The organism is Cellulomonas hominis (assembly GCF_005239125.1).
Taxonomy (GTDB): Bacteria; Actinomycetota; Actinomycetes; order Actinomycetales; family Cellulomonadaceae; genus Cellulomonas; species Cellulomonas hominis_A.
In genome coordinates, this window is sequence record NZ_SZYE01000095.1 from 1 (window position 1) to 14,991 (window position 14,991).

Sequence of the window (14,991 nt, forward strand, 5' to 3'; positions counted from 1 at the left end):
CCGCCCGGCCCGGGGCCGCGCGCCTCGTGGAGGCGGTCGGCGAGGCCGGCGGGGTGCACGGTCACGCCCGGGTGCGGCAGCGCGGCGAGCGCGAGGCCGGGCAGGGTCGTCACGCCGAGCCCCGCGCGGACCAGGCCGAGCACCGCGAGGTAGTCGTCGGTCGCGAAGTCGACCCGCGGGGCGAACCCGGCGCGGGCGCAGGTGCCGACGAGCTGCGCGCGGCACTGGGGGCAGCCCGCGATCCAGGGCCGGTCGGCGAGCCCCGCGAGGTCGACCGGCTCGCCGGCGGTGCGCCCGTCGGACCCGGGCAGGACGACCACCACGTCGTCCCGCAGCAGCGGGACGCGCCGCAGCCTGTCGTCCCCCGCCGGGGCCGGCTCCTGGCCCGCGTCGCGGAACGTCACCGCGACGTCCACGCGGCCGGCGGCGAGCTCGGCCAGCGCCTCGGGCGGCTCCGCCTCCACGAGGGTGACGCCCACGCCGGGGTGCGCGGCGCGCAGCGCGGCGAGCGCGGTGGGGAGCAGCGTCGCCGCCGCCGAGGGGAACGCGGCGACCCGGACCCGGCCGGCGCGCAGGCTGGCGACGGCGGCGACCTCCTCCAGGGTCGCGTCCAGCGCGGACTGCACCGCGGAGGCGTTGCGGGCCAGCACCTGACCGGCCTCGGTCAGCCGCACGCCGCGGCCGGCGCGCACGACCACCGGCGTGCCGACCAACCGCTCGACGGCGCGCAGCTGCTGGCTCGCCGCCGGCTGCGTCAGCCCGAGCTCCCGCGCGGCCGCCGTGACGCTGCCGGTGTCGTGGACGGCGCGCACGAGGCGCAGGGCGGCGGCGTCGAGGCTCCGGGAGACCATCCTCGGAGCATAAGCGTGGCGCATGGATCGGCGAGGATCTGGTGGTTGCCCGCATGGCTGCCGATCCGTGAGCCTGGAGGCATGCGCACGCTCGACGACCTCCGGTCCGACTTCGACCCCGTCCCGGGGCACCTGGACGCGGCGACGGCGGGCGTCGCGCCGCGGCGCACCGCCCGCGCCCTGCGCGAGGACCTGGACCGGTGGACGTCCGGCGGCCTGGACGTGGCGCGGTACGAGCGTGCGGTGGTGGCCGCGCGCGAGCGGTTCGCGGCGCTGGTCGGCGTCCCCGTCGACCGGGTCGCGATCGGCGCCCAGGTCTCGGCGATGGCCGCGGTGGTCGCCGCGTCGCTGCCCGACGGCGCGCGCGTGGTGTGCGTCGACGGCGACTTCAGCTCGGTGGTCTTCCCGTTCCTCGCCCAGGGGCCGCGCCTCCGGGTCGAGCACGTGCCGGCCGAGCGGCTGGCCGAGGCCGTGGTGCCGGGCGTCGACCTGGTCGCCTACTCGCTGGTGCAGTCGGCGACCGGCGCGGTGCTCGACGACGACGCGGTGCTGGCGGCGGCGCGCGCGGCGGGCAGCAGGACGCTGTGCGACCTCACCCAGGCCGCCGGCTGGCTGCGCGTCGACGCGGCCCGGTACGACGTCAGCGTGACCGCGGCGTACAAGTGGCTGTGCGCGCCCCGCGGGACCGGGTTCCTCACGGTGCGCGCGGAGGCGCAGGACGCGCTCCTCCCGCTGCAGGCGGGCTGGTACGCGGGGGACGACCCGTGGGCGTCCTGCTACGGCCCGGAGATGCGCCTGGCGGCCGACGCGCGGCGCTTCGACGTGTCCCCGGCCTGGCAGGCCTGGCTCGGCGCCGCCGAGTCGCTCGACGCCTTCGCGAGCACGGACCGCGACGCGGTGCAGGCGCACGCGGTGGGGCTGGCGGACGCGTTCCGGGCCGGCCTCGGGCTGGGGCCGTGCGGCAGCGCGATCGTGACGCTCCCCGACCCGGACGGCCGGCGCCGGGGCGCCCTGACGGCGGCGGGCTGCCGGGTCGCGGGCCGCGCCGGGCGGGTGCGCGTCGCGTTCCACGTCTGGAACGACGGGGCGGACGTGGAACGCGCGCTCGCCGCCCTGCGCCAGGAGGGCTGACCCCGGTCGCGTCGCCCGGCGGGGGCCGGGGTCAGAGCGAGCGCAGCACCGAGACGACGCGGCCCAGCACCTGCGCGTGGTCGCCGTCGATCGGGGAGTACGCCGGGTTCTGCGGCAGCAGCCACACGTGCCCGTCGGCGCGCTTGAGCGTCTTCACCGTCGCCTCGCCGTCGAGCATCGCGGCGACGATCTCGCCGTTCTCGGCCACCGGCTGCCGGCGGACCACGACCCAGTCGCCGTCGCAGATCGCGGCGTCGATCATCGAGTCACCGACGACCTTGAGCAGGAACAGCTCTCCCGCGCCCACGAGCTGGCGGGGGAGCGGGAACACGTCCTCGACGAGCTGCTCGGCGAGGATCGGGCCGCCCGCGGCGATCCGGCCGACCACGGGCACGTAGGCCGCCTCCGGGGCGCCCTCGCGGGCGGCGGAGTCGGCGTCCCCGATGCCGGTGATGCCCGCGACGCCCGGCAGCGGCGCCACGCCGCGCGAGTCGTCGGGCTGCACGACCTCGATCGCGCGCGGCCGGTTGGGGTCCCGGCGCAGGTAGCCCTTGCGCTCGAGCGCCGTGAGCTGGTGCTTGACGCTCGACGGGCTGGTGAGGCCGACGGCGTCGCCGATCTCGCGCATGCTCGGCGGGTAGCCGCGGGACTCGACCGACGCGCGCACCGTCTCGAGGACCAGCCGCTGCCGCGGCGTGAGGCCGTCGCCGTCCCCGAGCTCGGCCACGGCCGCCTCGCCGAGGCCCGCCGCGGTGCCCGTCCCGTCGCTCGCCATGTCCGCTCCCGTTCCCGTCCGCCCTGGTCAGGCCGCCCGCAGGTGGGTCCGGGGCGGTCCGTCGGGCGGGCGTGTCAGTGCCTCGTGGTGCGCTGTACCCGACGTCACCGAGCGTAGGGGGACGGACGGGCGGGATCAAACACCTGTTCGATCGTGTCTCGACATCGTCGGTGGGGTGTGGTTCCATCGTACAAGCGTTCGAACGAACAGGTGTTCGACTCGGGTCGCCCGGCGGCCCAGGAGGGAAGTGGTGGGGATGAGCGCGATCGCAGCACACCCGGGGATCGCTCGTCCGGCGCGCCGCGAGGTGCCCGCCCGGCGCGACGGGGATGCGCGCCGGCCGGGCACCGCGGACGGCGAGGGTCGGCTCCACCTGACCCGGCGCGGTCGCGTCGTCGTCGTCCTCCTGGGCCTGGCGGTCGTGCTGGGCGGGCTCGTCGGCGGCCGCGCGGTGGCCGACGGCCCGCAGCGGGCCACCGAGGTCACCACGCACGCGGTGCAGTCGGGGGAGACCCTCTGGCAGATCGCCGCGGACGTGGCGGGCCCGGGCGAGGACGTGCGCGACGTGATCCTGAGCCTGCAGCAGCTCAACGGCCTCGCGGACGCCTCCCTCCAGGCGGGTCAGGTCCTGCTGCTCCCGGCCGGCTCCTGACGGCGTACCACGGAGGCGGGAAGCCGCTGGTCAGGCCCGCTCCGAGGGGGCGTCAGGATTACGGCACTCGGTGCTTGCGTAATTGCCCGGGACGCCTCTAGGGTGGTGCCACCTCGAACGGCTGGCTGGGGGGCTCGCCACGAGGGACGCATCGTCGTCGTGGCCCTCGGGCCGGACGCAGAGGCGTGCAGCAACCGTCCGGACGAGGCGAGTCGTCCGGACGAGACGGGACGGGGGCGTCCCCACGAGGGTGGCCGCATCAGCGGCCACCCTCGTCGTCTGCCCGGGCCCGGATGGTCGGCCCCGTGGCCTGCAGGTTCACCCCGCCGCGGATCCGCCTTGCACCGCCCGCACCCGCGGCCCTACCGTGTCCCGGTCGTCCGGGCGGGCGCGCGTCGCCGCGGACGCCGGCCCGGCGCGTGCACCACATCCCGGAGGAGCGTCCATGCACTGCCCGTTCTGCCGTCACGCCGACTCCCGCGTCGTCGACTCGCGCACCTCGGACGACGGGCTCTCCATCCGCCGCCGCCGGCAGTGCCCGCAGTGCAACCGCCGGTTCACCACGATCGAGACGGCGAGCCTGTCCGTCGTGAAGCGGTCCGGTGCCACCGAGCCGTTCAGCCGGGAGAAGATCGTCAACGGCGTCCGCAAGGCCTGCCAGGGTCGGCCGGTCAGCGACGACGACCTCGCGGTGCTCGCCCAGCGCGTCGAGGAGAACCTGCGCGCCAGCGGCAGCGCGGAGCTGGACGCCTACGAGATCGGCCTCGCGATCCTCGGTCCGCTCCGCGACCTCGACGAGGTGGCGTACCTGCGGTTCGCGAGCGTGTACCAGGCGTTCAACAGCCTCGAGGACTTCGAGGCGGCCATCACGGTGCTCCGCGCGGAGAACGAGGCCGCGGACGCCGCCCGCGCCGCGACGCCCGACGCCACCGCCGAGGACGCGCCGACCGCCTGACGCACCCGGCCGGGGCAGCGGCGCGGGGCCGGCCGGGCGGCGTCGCGCGGCCCGCGGGTGGCCCGCGCGTACTACGGTCGGAGGCGTGATCCCAGCTGACCTCGCGCTCCTGCACGCCCCCGGCACCCCGGCGGTCGCCCCCGACGGCTCGTTCGCCGTCGTCGCCCGCACCGCCCCCGACCTCGAGTCGGACGAGTACACCGGCCAGCTCTGGCGGGTCGCCACGGACGGCGCCACGCCGCCCCGGCGCCTGACCCGCGGCCACCGCGACACCGACCCGCAGGTGTCCCCGGACGGGCGCTGGGTGGCGTTCCTGCGCGCCGAGCCGAAGGGCCGCCCGCAGCTGTTCCTGGTGGAGGCCGCCGGCGGCGAGCCGGTGCGGCTGACCGACGCCCCGCTGGGCGTGCAGACCGCCCGGTTCTCCCCGGACGGGGCCACGCTGGCGTTCGTCGCCCGGGTGCCCGAGGAGGGGCGGTACGGCGACGGCGACGCCGGCGCGGAGCGGCCCCGGCACATCACCGAGCTGCCGTACCGGAACGACGGCGTCGGCTTCACCCGCGACAAGCGCCGCCAGCTGTTCGTGGTCGAGGTGCCGGCCGACCCGGCCGCGCGCGCCACCCCGGCCGGCGAGGACGCCCGGCCCGCGGCGCGGCAGATCACCGGCGGCGAGACCGACGTCGAGCAGATCGCCTGGTTCCCCGGCGGCCGGTACGTCGCGGCGGTGGCCGCCCGGCACGCCGGCAAGGACCAGGACCTGCGTGCGGACGCCGTCGTCGTGGACACCGCCCCGGACGCCGACGGCGCGCTCGTCCCGCTGACCGACGCCGACGCCGGCAGCACGCTGGCCGTCGCGGCGGTGCTGCCCGCGGCCGACGGCGCGGCGCTGTGGCTGCTCGCGCAGGACATGGGCCCGTCGGGCCGCGGCTTCGTCGCCGCCCAGACCGGGCTGTACCGGCTGCCGCTGGCCCCGGTCGCCGACGGTGCCGCCCCGAGCGCCGCCGGCGCCGCCGAGCGGCTCACCGACGCCGAGGCCGTGGACCTCGACCCCGGCACGTTCGCGGTGACGGCGGACGGCGTGCTCGCCGGCGTGCTGCACCGCGGCACCGTGGTGCTGCGCGAGCACCGGGCGGACGGGACGACCCGCGACCTGCTCACCGGCCTGGTCGCGCACGGCGTCGCCGCGGCGACCGCCGCCCCGGTGGCCGTGGTCGCCGCCGCCGGCCCGGCGACGTCGGGCGACCTGCACGCCGTGGAGCTGGCGTCGGGCGGGACCCGGGCGCTCACCGACTGGTCCGCGCCGCTGCGCGCGACGGGCCGGGTCCGCGAGCCGCGCGAGGTCACCGCCACCGCGCCGGACGGCTACCCGGTGCACGGCTGGGTCGTCACCCCGGACCCGGAGCGGTTCGCCGGCCCGCACCCGACGATCCTCATGATCCACGGCGGCCCGTACGCGCAGTACACGGTCGGCCTGTTCGACGAGGTGCAGACGCTCGCGGAGGCCGGCTACGCGGTCGTCTACGGCAACCCGCGCGGCGCCGCGGGCTACGGCTCCGCCCACGGCCGGGCGATCCAGCACGGCTTCGGCACCGTCGACACCGACGACGTGCTGGCCCTGCTGGACGCGGCGCTGGAGGACCCGGCGCTGGACGGCGAGCGGGTCGGCGTGATGGGCGGCTCGTACGGCGGCTACCTCACCGCGTGGCTGACCACCCGGACGGACCGGTTCACCGGCGCCGTCGTGGAGCGCGGCTTCCTCGACCCGGTGTCGTTCGTCGGGTCGAGCGACATCGGCTGGTTCTTCGGCCTGGAGTACCTGGGCGACGGCGACGACGAGGAGTCCCGCGCCAAGGTGGCCGCCCAGTCGCCCATGGCGCACGTGGCAGAGGTGACCACCCCGACGCTGGTGATCCACTCCGAGCAGGACTGGCGGTGCCCGGTGGAGCAGGGGCAGCGCTGGTTCGTCGAGCTCAAGCGGCGCGGCGTCCCGGCCGAGCTGCTGCTGTTCCCGGGCGAGGGGCACGAGCTGACCCGGTCCGGCCGCCCGCAGCACCGGCTGGTCCGGTTCGAGCACGTCCTCGACTGGTGGCAGCGGACGCTGCCGGTCGCGCAGGGCTGATCCCGCGCGCGCACGAGGGGCCCCGCACCGATCCGGTGCGGGGCCCCTCGTGCGTCGTGCGGCTCAGACCGCCGAGGACGCCAGCAGGTCGTCCCGGACCACGCGGCGCAGCACCTTCCCGATCTGGGACCGCGGCAGCTCGGGGAGGATCACCAGGTCCCGCGGCACCGCGTACCGGGCCAGGCGCTCGCCGCACCACTCCCGCACCGCGGCGAGGTCGACGTGCGCCCCGAGCTCGGTGACGATCGCGGCCACGACCTTCTCCCCGAGGTCGCCGCCGGGCAGGCCGATCACGGCGACGTCGCGCACGCCCGGCATGCCGCGGAGCTTGTCCTCCACCTGCGAGGGGTACACCTTGAAACCGCCGGTGACGATCATCTCCTTGATCCGGTCGACCAGGACGACGAACCCGTCGTCGTCCAGCCGGACCACGTCGCCGGTGCGCAGCCAGCCGCCGGGCAGCAGCTGGCCGGCCGTCTCCTCGGGCCGGTTCCAGTAGCCGGCGAACACCTGCGGGCCGCGGATCAGGAGCTCGCCCTGCGCGCCGCGCTCGACGTCGCGGGTCGGGTCCTCCTGGTCGACGACCCGGACGTCGGTGCTCGGGAACGGCAGGCCGAGCGCGCCGGGCCGGCGGGCGGGGGACAGCGGGCTGCCGAGGGCGACGGGGGAGGTCTCGGTCATGCCGTAGCCCTCGACGACCAGGCCCTCGGTGACGCGCTCCCAGCGTGCGGCCGTCTCGGGCGACAGCGACATCGCGCCCGAGATCGCGTACCGGAACGACGTCAGGTCGGCCTTCGCGGCCTCGGCCGCGGCGGCCAGCCGGTCGAGCATCGGCGGCACCGCGGGCAGGAAGGTGCCGGGGCGGCGGCGCTGCGCGGCGAGCACGGCCGCCGGGTCGAACTTCGGGAAGGCGACGAGCGTCGCGCCGACCCGGGTCGCGTAGGTGAGGCAGAGCGTGAGGCCGAACGCGTGGAAGAACGGCAGCACGCCGTAGATCGTCTCGGTGCCCGGCTCGGCCTGCGTCCACGCCTGGCCCTGGACGGTGTTCGCGACCAGGTTGCGGTGCGTCAGCACCGCGGCCTTGGGCGTGCCGGTGGTGCCGCCGGTGTACTGCAGCAGCGCGACGTCGTCCGCGGTGGGCCCGGGCACCCCCACCGGGAGCGCGGTGGCCTCGGCGACCAGGCGGTGCCACACCGGCGTGCCCGCGGGGAGCGCGGCGCGCAGGGCGGTCCGGGTGCGGCGGGCGGCCGGCAGCGGCAGGCGCAGCGCGAGGCGCTTGACGCCGGGCAGGTCCGCCGAGACGTCGACGGCGACGACGGTGCGGACCTGGGTGCGGTCCTGCGCGGCCAGCGCCGCGGCGACCGTCTTCTCCCACACGAGCGCGACCGTGGCGCCGGAGTCGCCCAGCTGGTGCGCGAGCTCGTCCGTGGTGTAGGTCGGGTTGGTCTCGACCACGACGGCGCCGAGGCGCAGCGTGGCGTAGAACGCGACGACGTGCGAGGTGCAGTTGGGCAGCACGATCGCGACGCGGTCGCCCGCGCGCACGCCGAGGTCGCGGAGCACCGCCGCGCCGCGGGCGACGGCGCCCACCAGCTCGGCGTAGGTGGTGGCCGCACCCAGGAAGTCGACGGCCACGCGGTCGGGCCAGGTCGCGGCGGCGCGGTCGAGGGAGGCGGTCAGCGGCTCCTCCGGCACGTCGACGACGGGCGGGACGCCCGGCGCGTAGGAGGAGTGCCACGGTCGCGTGAAGTCGGTCACGAGCCCACCGTAACCTACGGATGCGTAGGTTACGTGGGCGTAGGCGGGAGCAACGGGGAGCAGGTCCCTGTGAAGATCACAGGTCCGACGACCGCGAGCCCCACAGGTTGATCCCCGCGTCCCCGGCGTGCCGGTCGATCTCGGCCAGCTCGTCGTCCGTCAGCGCCGGCCCGCGGACGGCGGCGAGGTTCTCGCGCAGCTGCTCCGGGGTGCGGGCGCCGAGCGCGACGGACGTCACCCGCGGGTCGCGGAGCACCCAGGCGATCGCGAGCTGCGCCAGCGACTGGCCCCGCCGCTCCGCCACGGCGTTCAGCGCCCGGACCCGGTCGAGGTTCTCGTCGCTCAGGTACTCGGCCCGCAGCGGACCCCCGCGCGCGGCACGCGAGTCGGCCGGCACCCCGCCCAGGTACTTCCGGGTGAGCATGCCCTGGGCCAGGGGGGAGAAGGCCACCACCCCGAGCCCGGCGTCACCGGCGACGTCGAGCAGGCTGCGCCCGCCCGCCTCGGGGTCGGGCTCCTCGACCCAGCGGTTGAGCAGGGAGTACGACGGCTGGTGCACGGTCAGCCGCAGGCCGAGGTCCTCGGCGACCGCCAGCGCCTCGACGGTGCGCCGCGCGGAGTACGACGAGATGCCCGCGTACAGCGCGCGCCCCGAGTCGACCGCGGTCTTCAGCGCGCCGATCGTCTCCTCGAGCGGGGTGCTCGGGTCGTACCGGTGGCTGTAGAACACGTCCACCCGGTCGGTGCCGAGCCGGCGCAGCGACTGGTCCAGCGACGCGAGCAGGTACTTGCGCGAGCCGAACTCGCCGTACGGGCCGGGCCACTGCCGGTAGCCGGCCTTCGTCGCGACGAGCAGCTCGTCGCGGTACGGGGCGAGGTCGGTGGCCAGCAGCCGGCCGACGCTCTCCTCCGCGGCGCCCGGCGGCGGGCCGTAGTTGTTCGCCAGGTCGAGGTGCACCACGCCGGCGTCGAACGCCGCGAGCACGAGGGCGCGCTGGTCGGCGAACGGCGTGGCGTCGCCGAAGTTCTGCCAGAGCCCCAGGGTCACCGCGGGCAGGTCCAGGCCGGACCGGCCGGCGCGGCGCAGGGGGAGTCGGTCGTGGCGGGCGTCGTCGGCGAGGTGCACGGGCCCGACGCTAGCGCGTGGCCGCGGCACCCCGCCGGGACGTCAGTCGACGACGCGCAGGCGGATGGTCTCCGGGCGGGCACGCAGGGCCGCGACCACGTCGGGCTCCACCGCGACCGCGTCGGTCACCACGTAGCCGACCTCGCCGCGGGTCGCGAGCAGCTGGCCCTCGATGTTCGCGCCGTGCTCGGCCAGCGTGTTGTTGACCGCCGCGAGCACGCCGGGGACGTTGCGGTGCAGGTAGGTGAGCCGGTGCACGCCGGGGCGGGCCTCCAGCGTGAGGTTCGGCAGGTTGACGCTGAGCATCGTGGTGCCGGTGTTCATGAAGTCGCGCAGCTTGTTCGACACGAACTGGCCGATCGCCTCCTGCGCCTCCTCCGTGGACCCGCCGGTGTGCGGGGTGAGGATGACGTTCGGCAGGCCGCGCAGCTCGGACTCGAACGGGTCGCCCTTGCGCTTCGGCTCGACGGGGAACACGTCCACCGCCGCGCCGGCCACGTGCCCGGCGAGGACGGCGTCGCGCAGCGCCGCGTAGTCGACGACGAAACCGCGGGACAGGTTGAGGAAGATCGCGCCCTCGCGCATCCGGGCGAACTGCTTCGCACCGAACAGGCCGGCGTTGCCGCTGCGGCCGTCGACGTGCAGCGTGACGATGTCGGCGACGTCGAGCAGCTCGTCCAGCGTCTCGGCCCGGCGCGCGTTGCCCAGCGCCAGCTTCTCGGCGGTGTCGTAGAAGACGACCGACATGCCGAGGTTCTCGGCGAGCACCGACAGCTGGGTGCCGATGTTGCCGTAGCCGACGATGCCGAGCGTGCGGCCGCGGACCTCGTGCGAGCCGTCGGCCGACTTGTTCCAGACACCCTCGTGCATCGACTTGTCGAGCACCGTGAGCCGGCGGGTCAGCGCGATGATGTCGGCCAGCGCGATCTCGACCACCGAGCGGGTGTTCGAGAACGGGGCGTTGAACACCGCGACGCCGCGGGAGGCCGCCGCGTGCAGGTCGATCTGGTTGGTGCCGATGCAGTAGGCGCCGACCGCGACCAGGTCGGGCGCGGCGTCGAGCACGGCCTCGGTGACGTTGGTCTTGGACCGGATGCCGAGCAGGTGCACGCCCTGCAGCGCCTCGATCAGCTCGGACTCGTCGAGCGCGCCGGAGCGCGTGACGACCTCGTAGCCGGCCGCCTCCATGATGGTGCGGGCCTGGGGATGCAGGTTCTCGAGGAGCAGGGCGCGTAGCACGCGCCTATGGTGCGCCTCGGCGGCCGCGGTTCCAAGCCGGTCCCGGTCCTCGGACACCGGCACCCCCGGAGCCGGGGGCCGTCAGCCCGCCTCCGGCGCGTCCCACCCCGCGGGCAGCGGCCGGCTGTGCACCACCCGGAGGGACTGCGTCGGCCGGGTCATCGCCACGTACAGGTCGCCCGCGCCGCTCTTGAGCACGTCCGCGGGCTCGACCAGGACCACCGCGTCGAACTCCAGGCCCTTGCTCTGGGTCGGCGACATCAGCGTCAGGGGCGCGTCCAGGTCGGGGGCGCCGGCGCGGGTGGCGCCGGCCTGCGGCAGCACCCGCGCGAGCGCGGGGAGCGCCTCGGGCGCCGCGATGACGGCCACCCGCCCCGCGCCGCTCGCGTCCCGGACGGCGGCGAGCGCGGCCTCCGCGTGCCGGGCGACCGCCGCGGGCACCCCCGCCGCGTCGACCTGCTCGGTGCGCAGGGCGTCCTCGACGTCCCGGGCCGAGGTGGTCGGCGTCAGCGGCAGCCCGGCGGCCCGGCCGACGCGCTCGGCGGCGCGGGCCACCGAGGCGGGCGTCCGGTAGTTCACCGTGAGCTCGGACAGCCGCCAGCCACCTGCCAGGATCCGGTCGAACGTCGCGGCCCAGTCCCGCGTGCCGGCGGCGGTCGAGGTCTGCGCCACGTCGCCGACGACGGTCAGCGACCGGGTCGGCACCCGGCGCAGCACCATCCGCCAGGCCATCGGCGACAGCTCCTGCGCCTCGTCCACCACGACGTGGCCGTAGGTCCAGGTCCGGTCGGCGGCCGCGCGCTCCGCGGTGGTGAGCGCCGGGCCGGTCGCCGCGAACCGGTCGGCCAGCAGCTCGGCCGACACCAGCCCCGTGCCGGACTGCTCCAGCACCTGCCGGGCGTAGTCGAGCTCCTGCGCGCGCTGCGCGGCGTCGTGCTTGGCCTGGGCCCGAGCGGCCTGGTCGTCCTCGCCGAGCAGCTCGGCGGCCTCGTCCAGCAGCGGGACGTCGGCCTCCGTCCACGGGGCGTCCGCGTCGCGCAGCAGGGCGGCGCGCTCGTGCGCCGACAGCTCCGGGGCGGCGGCGTCCAGCCGGGCCGGCTTCGACAGCAGCGCTGAGACGAGGCCCTGCGGGGTCAGCGGCATCCAGGCCAGGTTGAGGGCGATCCGGATCTCCCGGGTCGTGCGCAGCTCCTCGACGATCTCCCCGCGCTCGTCCGGCGCGACCGACCAGCCGAGCTGGCTGACGTACTGCTCCGCGAGCCGGCCGAGCATGTCCCGCACGAACGTCACGCGCGCCTGGTTGTGGGGCCGGTGGCCGCGGCGGGCGTGGTTGATCGCGCCCCGCACGTCGGACGGCTTCACGACGATGCGGTGGCCGTCGATCGTCACGACCGTCGGCTGCTGCGGCGCGCGCTGCCGCTGCCGGACGGCGCGCTCGATGATCCTCCGCCACACGGGGCGACCCTTGATCTCGGCGACGACGTCGTCCTCGGTGCCCGTCGCGACGACGCCGGGGAACAGCTCCCCGACGGTGGTCGACACGACGCCGGTCTCCCCGAGCGACGGGAGCACCTGGTCGATGTACCGCAGGAACGTCCGGCTCGGGCCGAGCAGCAGCACGCCCGAGCGCTCCAGGACGCGGCGGTGCGCGTACAGCAGGTAGGCGGCGCGGTGCAGGGCCACGGCGGTCTTGCCGGTGCCCGGGCCGCCCTGGACCACGAGCGCGCCGGCGAGCTCGGCGCGGATGATCGCGTCCTGCTCGGCCTGGATCGTCGCGACGATGTCGCCCATCCGACCGGTGCGCCGCGCGGCCAGCGCCGCCAGCAGCGCGCCCTCGCCGGACAGGGCGCCGAGCCGGGCGGCCGCCTCCTCGTCGGCGAGCACGTCGAGGTCGATCACCTCGTCCTCGAGCCCCGTCACGCGGCGCCCGCGGGTGACCAGGTGCCGGCGCTGCACGACGCCGTCCGGGTGGGCGGAGGTCGCGCGGTAGAAGGACTGCGCCGCCGGCGCGCGCCAGTCCGTCAGGATCGAGGCGTGCTGGTCGTCGTTCAGCCCGATCCGGCCGATGTACCGGCGGCCGCCGTCGACCAGGTCCAGCCGGCCGAACGCCAGCCGGTCCTCGACGGCCTCCAGGCGGGCGAGACGGTCCTCGTAGAGCGTGGCGAACGCGTCCCGCTCCGAGCGGTTCTGCGGCGAGCCCGACGGCCCGACCCGGCGGACCTCCGCCAGCCGGTCGCGGGTGCCCGCCCGCAGCTCGTCCAGCCGCGCGTACAGGCCGTCGACGACCTCCTGCTCGGCCGCCAGCTGCGCCTCGATCCCGGTCACGCGTGCTCCCGTCGGTCGTCCCGTGGCGCCCGGACCCCCGGGTGGCGCCGCCGTCCTGCGCCGCGCCCGCGCGGGTCGACGGGCGGTCGACGGGCGCCGGAGCGGCCGTCCATTCTCCACCATCCCGGGCGGGGCGTGCGACGACCGCCCGGGTGGCGGTCGCGGCGCGCGGCGCGGGCGGGCGGCCTGCAGGAAGATCCGCCGCGGCGCCGGGAAGAGCAGCGGCACCCGCGGTGTTGTCACCCTCAGGACGCCGCCCCCCGGGCGGCGCACGGACTGACCCCCAGGGAGGACCCCATGCTGGACCCGAGCGAGATCTACGCCGTCGACCCGGCGGTCGCCGCCGAGGTCGAGGCGCGGACCGCGGGCGGCAGCGGGCCGGTGCTCGTGCACGCGGTGCGCGGCTTCGTCGACGCCGGCGGCGCCGGGCGCCTGTCGGCCGAGCACCTGACCGAGCAGCTCCCGACCGAGCGGCTGGCGACCTTCGACGTCGACCAGCTGCTGGACTACCGCTCCCGCCGCCCCACCGCGACCTTCGAGGGCGACCACTGGGGCGAGTACGACGAGCCCGAGCTCGCCGTCGACCTGGTGCGCGACACCTCCGGGGTGCCGTTCCTCCTGCTGCACGGCGTCGAGCCGGACGTGCAGTGGGAGCGGTTCGCCGCCGCCGTGCGGCAGATCGTCGAGCGGTTCGACGTGCCCCTGACCGTCGGGCTGCACGGGATCCCCATGGGCATCCCGCACACCCGGCCGCTGTCGGTGACCGCGCACGCCAACCGGCCGGAGCTGGTCGCGGACTACACCTCCTGGTTCGGCACCGTGCAGGTGCCCGCGTCCGCCGGGACCCTGCTGGAGATCCGGCTCGGCCAGTCGGGGCACGACGCCATGGGCTTCGCGGTGCACGTCCCGCACTACCTCGCGCAGTCGCCGTTCCCGCAGGCGTCGATCACCGGGCTGGAGCACGTGCAGCGCGCCGCCGGGCTCGAGCTCGACCTCGGGGCGCTGACCGAGTCCGCCTCCGAGACGATGCTGGAGGTCGAGCGCCAGGTCGAGGACCAGCCCGAGGTGCAGGCCGTGGTGCACGCGCTCGAGCAGCAGTACGACGCGTTCGCCCGGAACATCGGCCGGCCGAGCCTGCTCGCCGAGACCGCGGAGCTGCCGACCGCCGACGAGCTCGGCGCGGAGTTCGAGCGGTTCCTCGCCCAGCAGGGCGACGAGAAGGGCCCCGGCACGGGGTTCTGAGCGGCGCTCGCGGGCCGCTGCACGCGGGGCCCGGTGCCCGGGGACCAACCCCGGGCCCCGGGCCCCCGGCACGTCCGGGGTGTGAGCGGGGACTCGTCGGGCCCGCCCCGCGGGGCGGGCAGAATGGCTGCACGTGACCACCGACCGCCGCGCCCTGCTCGTCTGGTCCGTCGCGGTCGGCGCGTACGTCGTCGCGATCATGAACCGGTCGTCCCTCGGCGTCGCCACGCTCGAGGTGACCGACCTGTTCGGGGTCTCCTCGGCGCTGCTGGCGACGATGGCGGTCGCGCAGCTGGTCGTGTACGCGCTGCTGCAGGTGCCCGTCGGCGTGCTGCTCGACCGGTACGGGCCGCGGGTCCTCGTCGCGTCCGGCGCTGCCGTGATGGCGCTCGGGCAGACGGTGCTCGCGCTCGCCCCGTCGGCGGGCTGGGTGCTCGCGGGCCGGGTGCTGGTCGGCGCCGGCGACGCGCTGACGTTCGTGTCGGTGGTGCGGCTCGTGCCGGCGTGGTTCGCCGCCCGGCGGGTCCCGGTCATGACCCAGCTCACCGGCAGCCTCGGGCAGCTCGGCCAGGTGCTGTCGGCCGTCCCCGTCGTCGCCCTGCTGCACGCCGAGGGCTGGCGGACCACGTTCCTGTCGGTCGCCGCCGTCGGCGTGGTCGCGACCGTCGCGGTGGTCGCGGTCGTGCGGGACGCGCCGGTCGAGCCGGAGGGCGCGGGCGTGCCGGGGGTCGCCGGGGAGCCGGGGACGCCGGCGGGGGAGGACGCCGAGGCGGGCGTCGCCGCCGGCCTGGCCGCCGGTGCCGCGCCCGCACCCTGGTGGC

At 76.5% G+C, this 14,991-nt stretch carries 12 protein-coding genes; 6 read left to right on the top strand and 6 right to left on the bottom strand.

Features of this window, described 5'->3' with window-relative positions:
* Positions 1-851: LysR family transcriptional regulator (locus FA014_RS12085; RefSeq protein WP_195969268.1), on the bottom strand; the 851-nt coding region annotated here is incomplete at its 3' end.
* Positions 852-932: 81 nt separating this feature from the next.
* Between FA014_RS12085 and FA014_RS12090 the strand changes: the two genes are divergently transcribed.
* Positions 933-1,982: an aminotransferase class V-fold PLP-dependent enzyme gene (locus FA014_RS12090; protein ID WP_154729928.1), complete on the top strand. Its 1,050-nt coding sequence runs from the start codon at positions 933-935 to the stop codon at positions 1,980-1,982.
* Between the two features lie 31 nt (positions 1,983-2,013).
* On the opposite strand, the gene lexA is transcribed toward FA014_RS12090, so the two are convergent.
* Entirely contained in the window at positions 2,014-2,757 is a 744-nt protein-coding gene (lexA, locus tag FA014_RS12095; protein ID WP_154729929.1) for a transcriptional repressor LexA, read from the bottom strand.
* Positions 2,758-3,013: 256 nt separating this feature from the next.
* On the opposite strand from lexA, the gene FA014_RS20005 reads away from it, so the two are divergent.
* The 3 genes from FA014_RS20005 (at position 3,014) to FA014_RS12110 (ending at position 6,480) form a co-directional block, all read left to right on the top strand.
* Positions 3,014-3,409 carry a LysM peptidoglycan-binding domain-containing protein gene (locus FA014_RS20005; protein WP_195969269.1) on the top strand — a complete coding sequence of 132 codons (396 nt, stop codon included), beginning with the start codon at positions 3,014-3,016 and terminating at the stop codon, positions 3,407-3,409.
* A 445-nt stretch (positions 3,410-3,854) separates the two neighbouring features.
* Positions 3,855-4,364 carry a transcriptional regulator NrdR gene (nrdR, locus tag FA014_RS12105; protein WP_154729931.1) on the top strand — a complete coding sequence of 170 codons (510 nt, stop codon included), beginning with the start codon at positions 3,855-3,857 and terminating at the stop codon, positions 4,362-4,364.
* Positions 4,365-4,449: 85 nt separating this feature from the next.
* Positions 4,450-6,480, top strand: coding sequence for a S9 family peptidase (locus FA014_RS12110; RefSeq protein WP_154729932.1), 2,031 nt, complete (start codon positions 4,450-4,452; stop codon positions 6,478-6,480).
* A 63-nt stretch (positions 6,481-6,543) separates the two neighbouring features.
* Here FA014_RS12110 and FA014_RS12115 read toward each other — a convergent pair whose 3' ends face one another.
* The 4 genes from FA014_RS12115 to FA014_RS12130 form a co-directional block, all read right to left on the bottom strand.
* Positions 6,544-8,238 (bottom strand): AMP-binding protein, encoded by a 1,695-nt coding sequence (locus FA014_RS12115; RefSeq protein ID WP_154729933.1) that lies wholly within the window; start codon positions 8,236-8,238, stop codon positions 6,544-6,546.
* Between the two features lie 76 nt (positions 8,239-8,314).
* The gene (locus FA014_RS12120; protein ID WP_195969270.1) at positions 8,315-9,364 is read right to left on the bottom strand and encodes an aldo/keto reductase; all 1,050 of its coding nucleotides are present in this window, start codon (positions 9,362-9,364) and stop codon (positions 8,315-8,317) included.
* A 42-nt stretch (positions 9,365-9,406) separates the two neighbouring features.
* Positions 9,407-10,603 (bottom strand): phosphoglycerate dehydrogenase, encoded by a 1,197-nt coding sequence (serA, locus tag FA014_RS12125; RefSeq protein WP_154729935.1) that lies wholly within the window; start codon positions 10,601-10,603, stop codon positions 9,407-9,409.
* A gap of 81 nt (positions 10,604-10,684) precedes the next feature.
* Entirely contained in the window at positions 10,685-12,928 is a 2,244-nt protein-coding gene (locus FA014_RS12130) for a HelD family protein (protein ID WP_154729936.1), read from the bottom strand.
* Between the two features lie 297 nt (positions 12,929-13,225).
* Here FA014_RS12130 and FA014_RS12135 point away from each other — a divergent pair, with 297 nt between their 5' ends.
* Positions 13,226-14,170 carry a proteasome assembly chaperone family protein gene (locus FA014_RS12135; RefSeq protein WP_154729937.1) on the top strand — a complete coding sequence of 315 codons (945 nt, stop codon included), beginning with the start codon at positions 13,226-13,228 and terminating at the stop codon, positions 14,168-14,170.
* A 133-nt stretch (positions 14,171-14,303) separates the two neighbouring features.
* A partial coding sequence (locus FA014_RS12140) for an MFS transporter (protein ID WP_230323106.1) occupies positions 14,304-14,991 on the top strand: 688 nt, incomplete at its 3' end.

What these genes read in the sequence shown, in the direction of transcription:
- FA014_RS12090 (WP_154729928.1), top strand. Translation starts at nt 933, where the DNA reads ATGCGCACGCTCGACGACCTCCGGTCCGACTTCGACCCCGTCCCGGGG.
- lexA (WP_154729929.1), bottom strand. Translation starts at nt 2,757, where the DNA reads ATGGCGAGCGACGGGACGGGCACCGCGGCGGGCCTCGGCGAGGCGGCC.
- FA014_RS20005 (WP_195969269.1), top strand. Translation starts at nt 3,014, where the DNA reads ATGAGCGCGATCGCAGCACACCCGGGGATCGCTCGTCCGGCGCGCCGC.
- nrdR (WP_154729931.1), top strand. Translation starts at nt 3,855, where the DNA reads ATGCACTGCCCGTTCTGCCGTCACGCCGACTCCCGCGTCGTCGACTCG.
- FA014_RS12135 (WP_154729937.1), top strand. Translation starts at nt 13,226, where the DNA reads ATGCTGGACCCGAGCGAGATCTACGCCGTCGACCCGGCGGTCGCCGCC.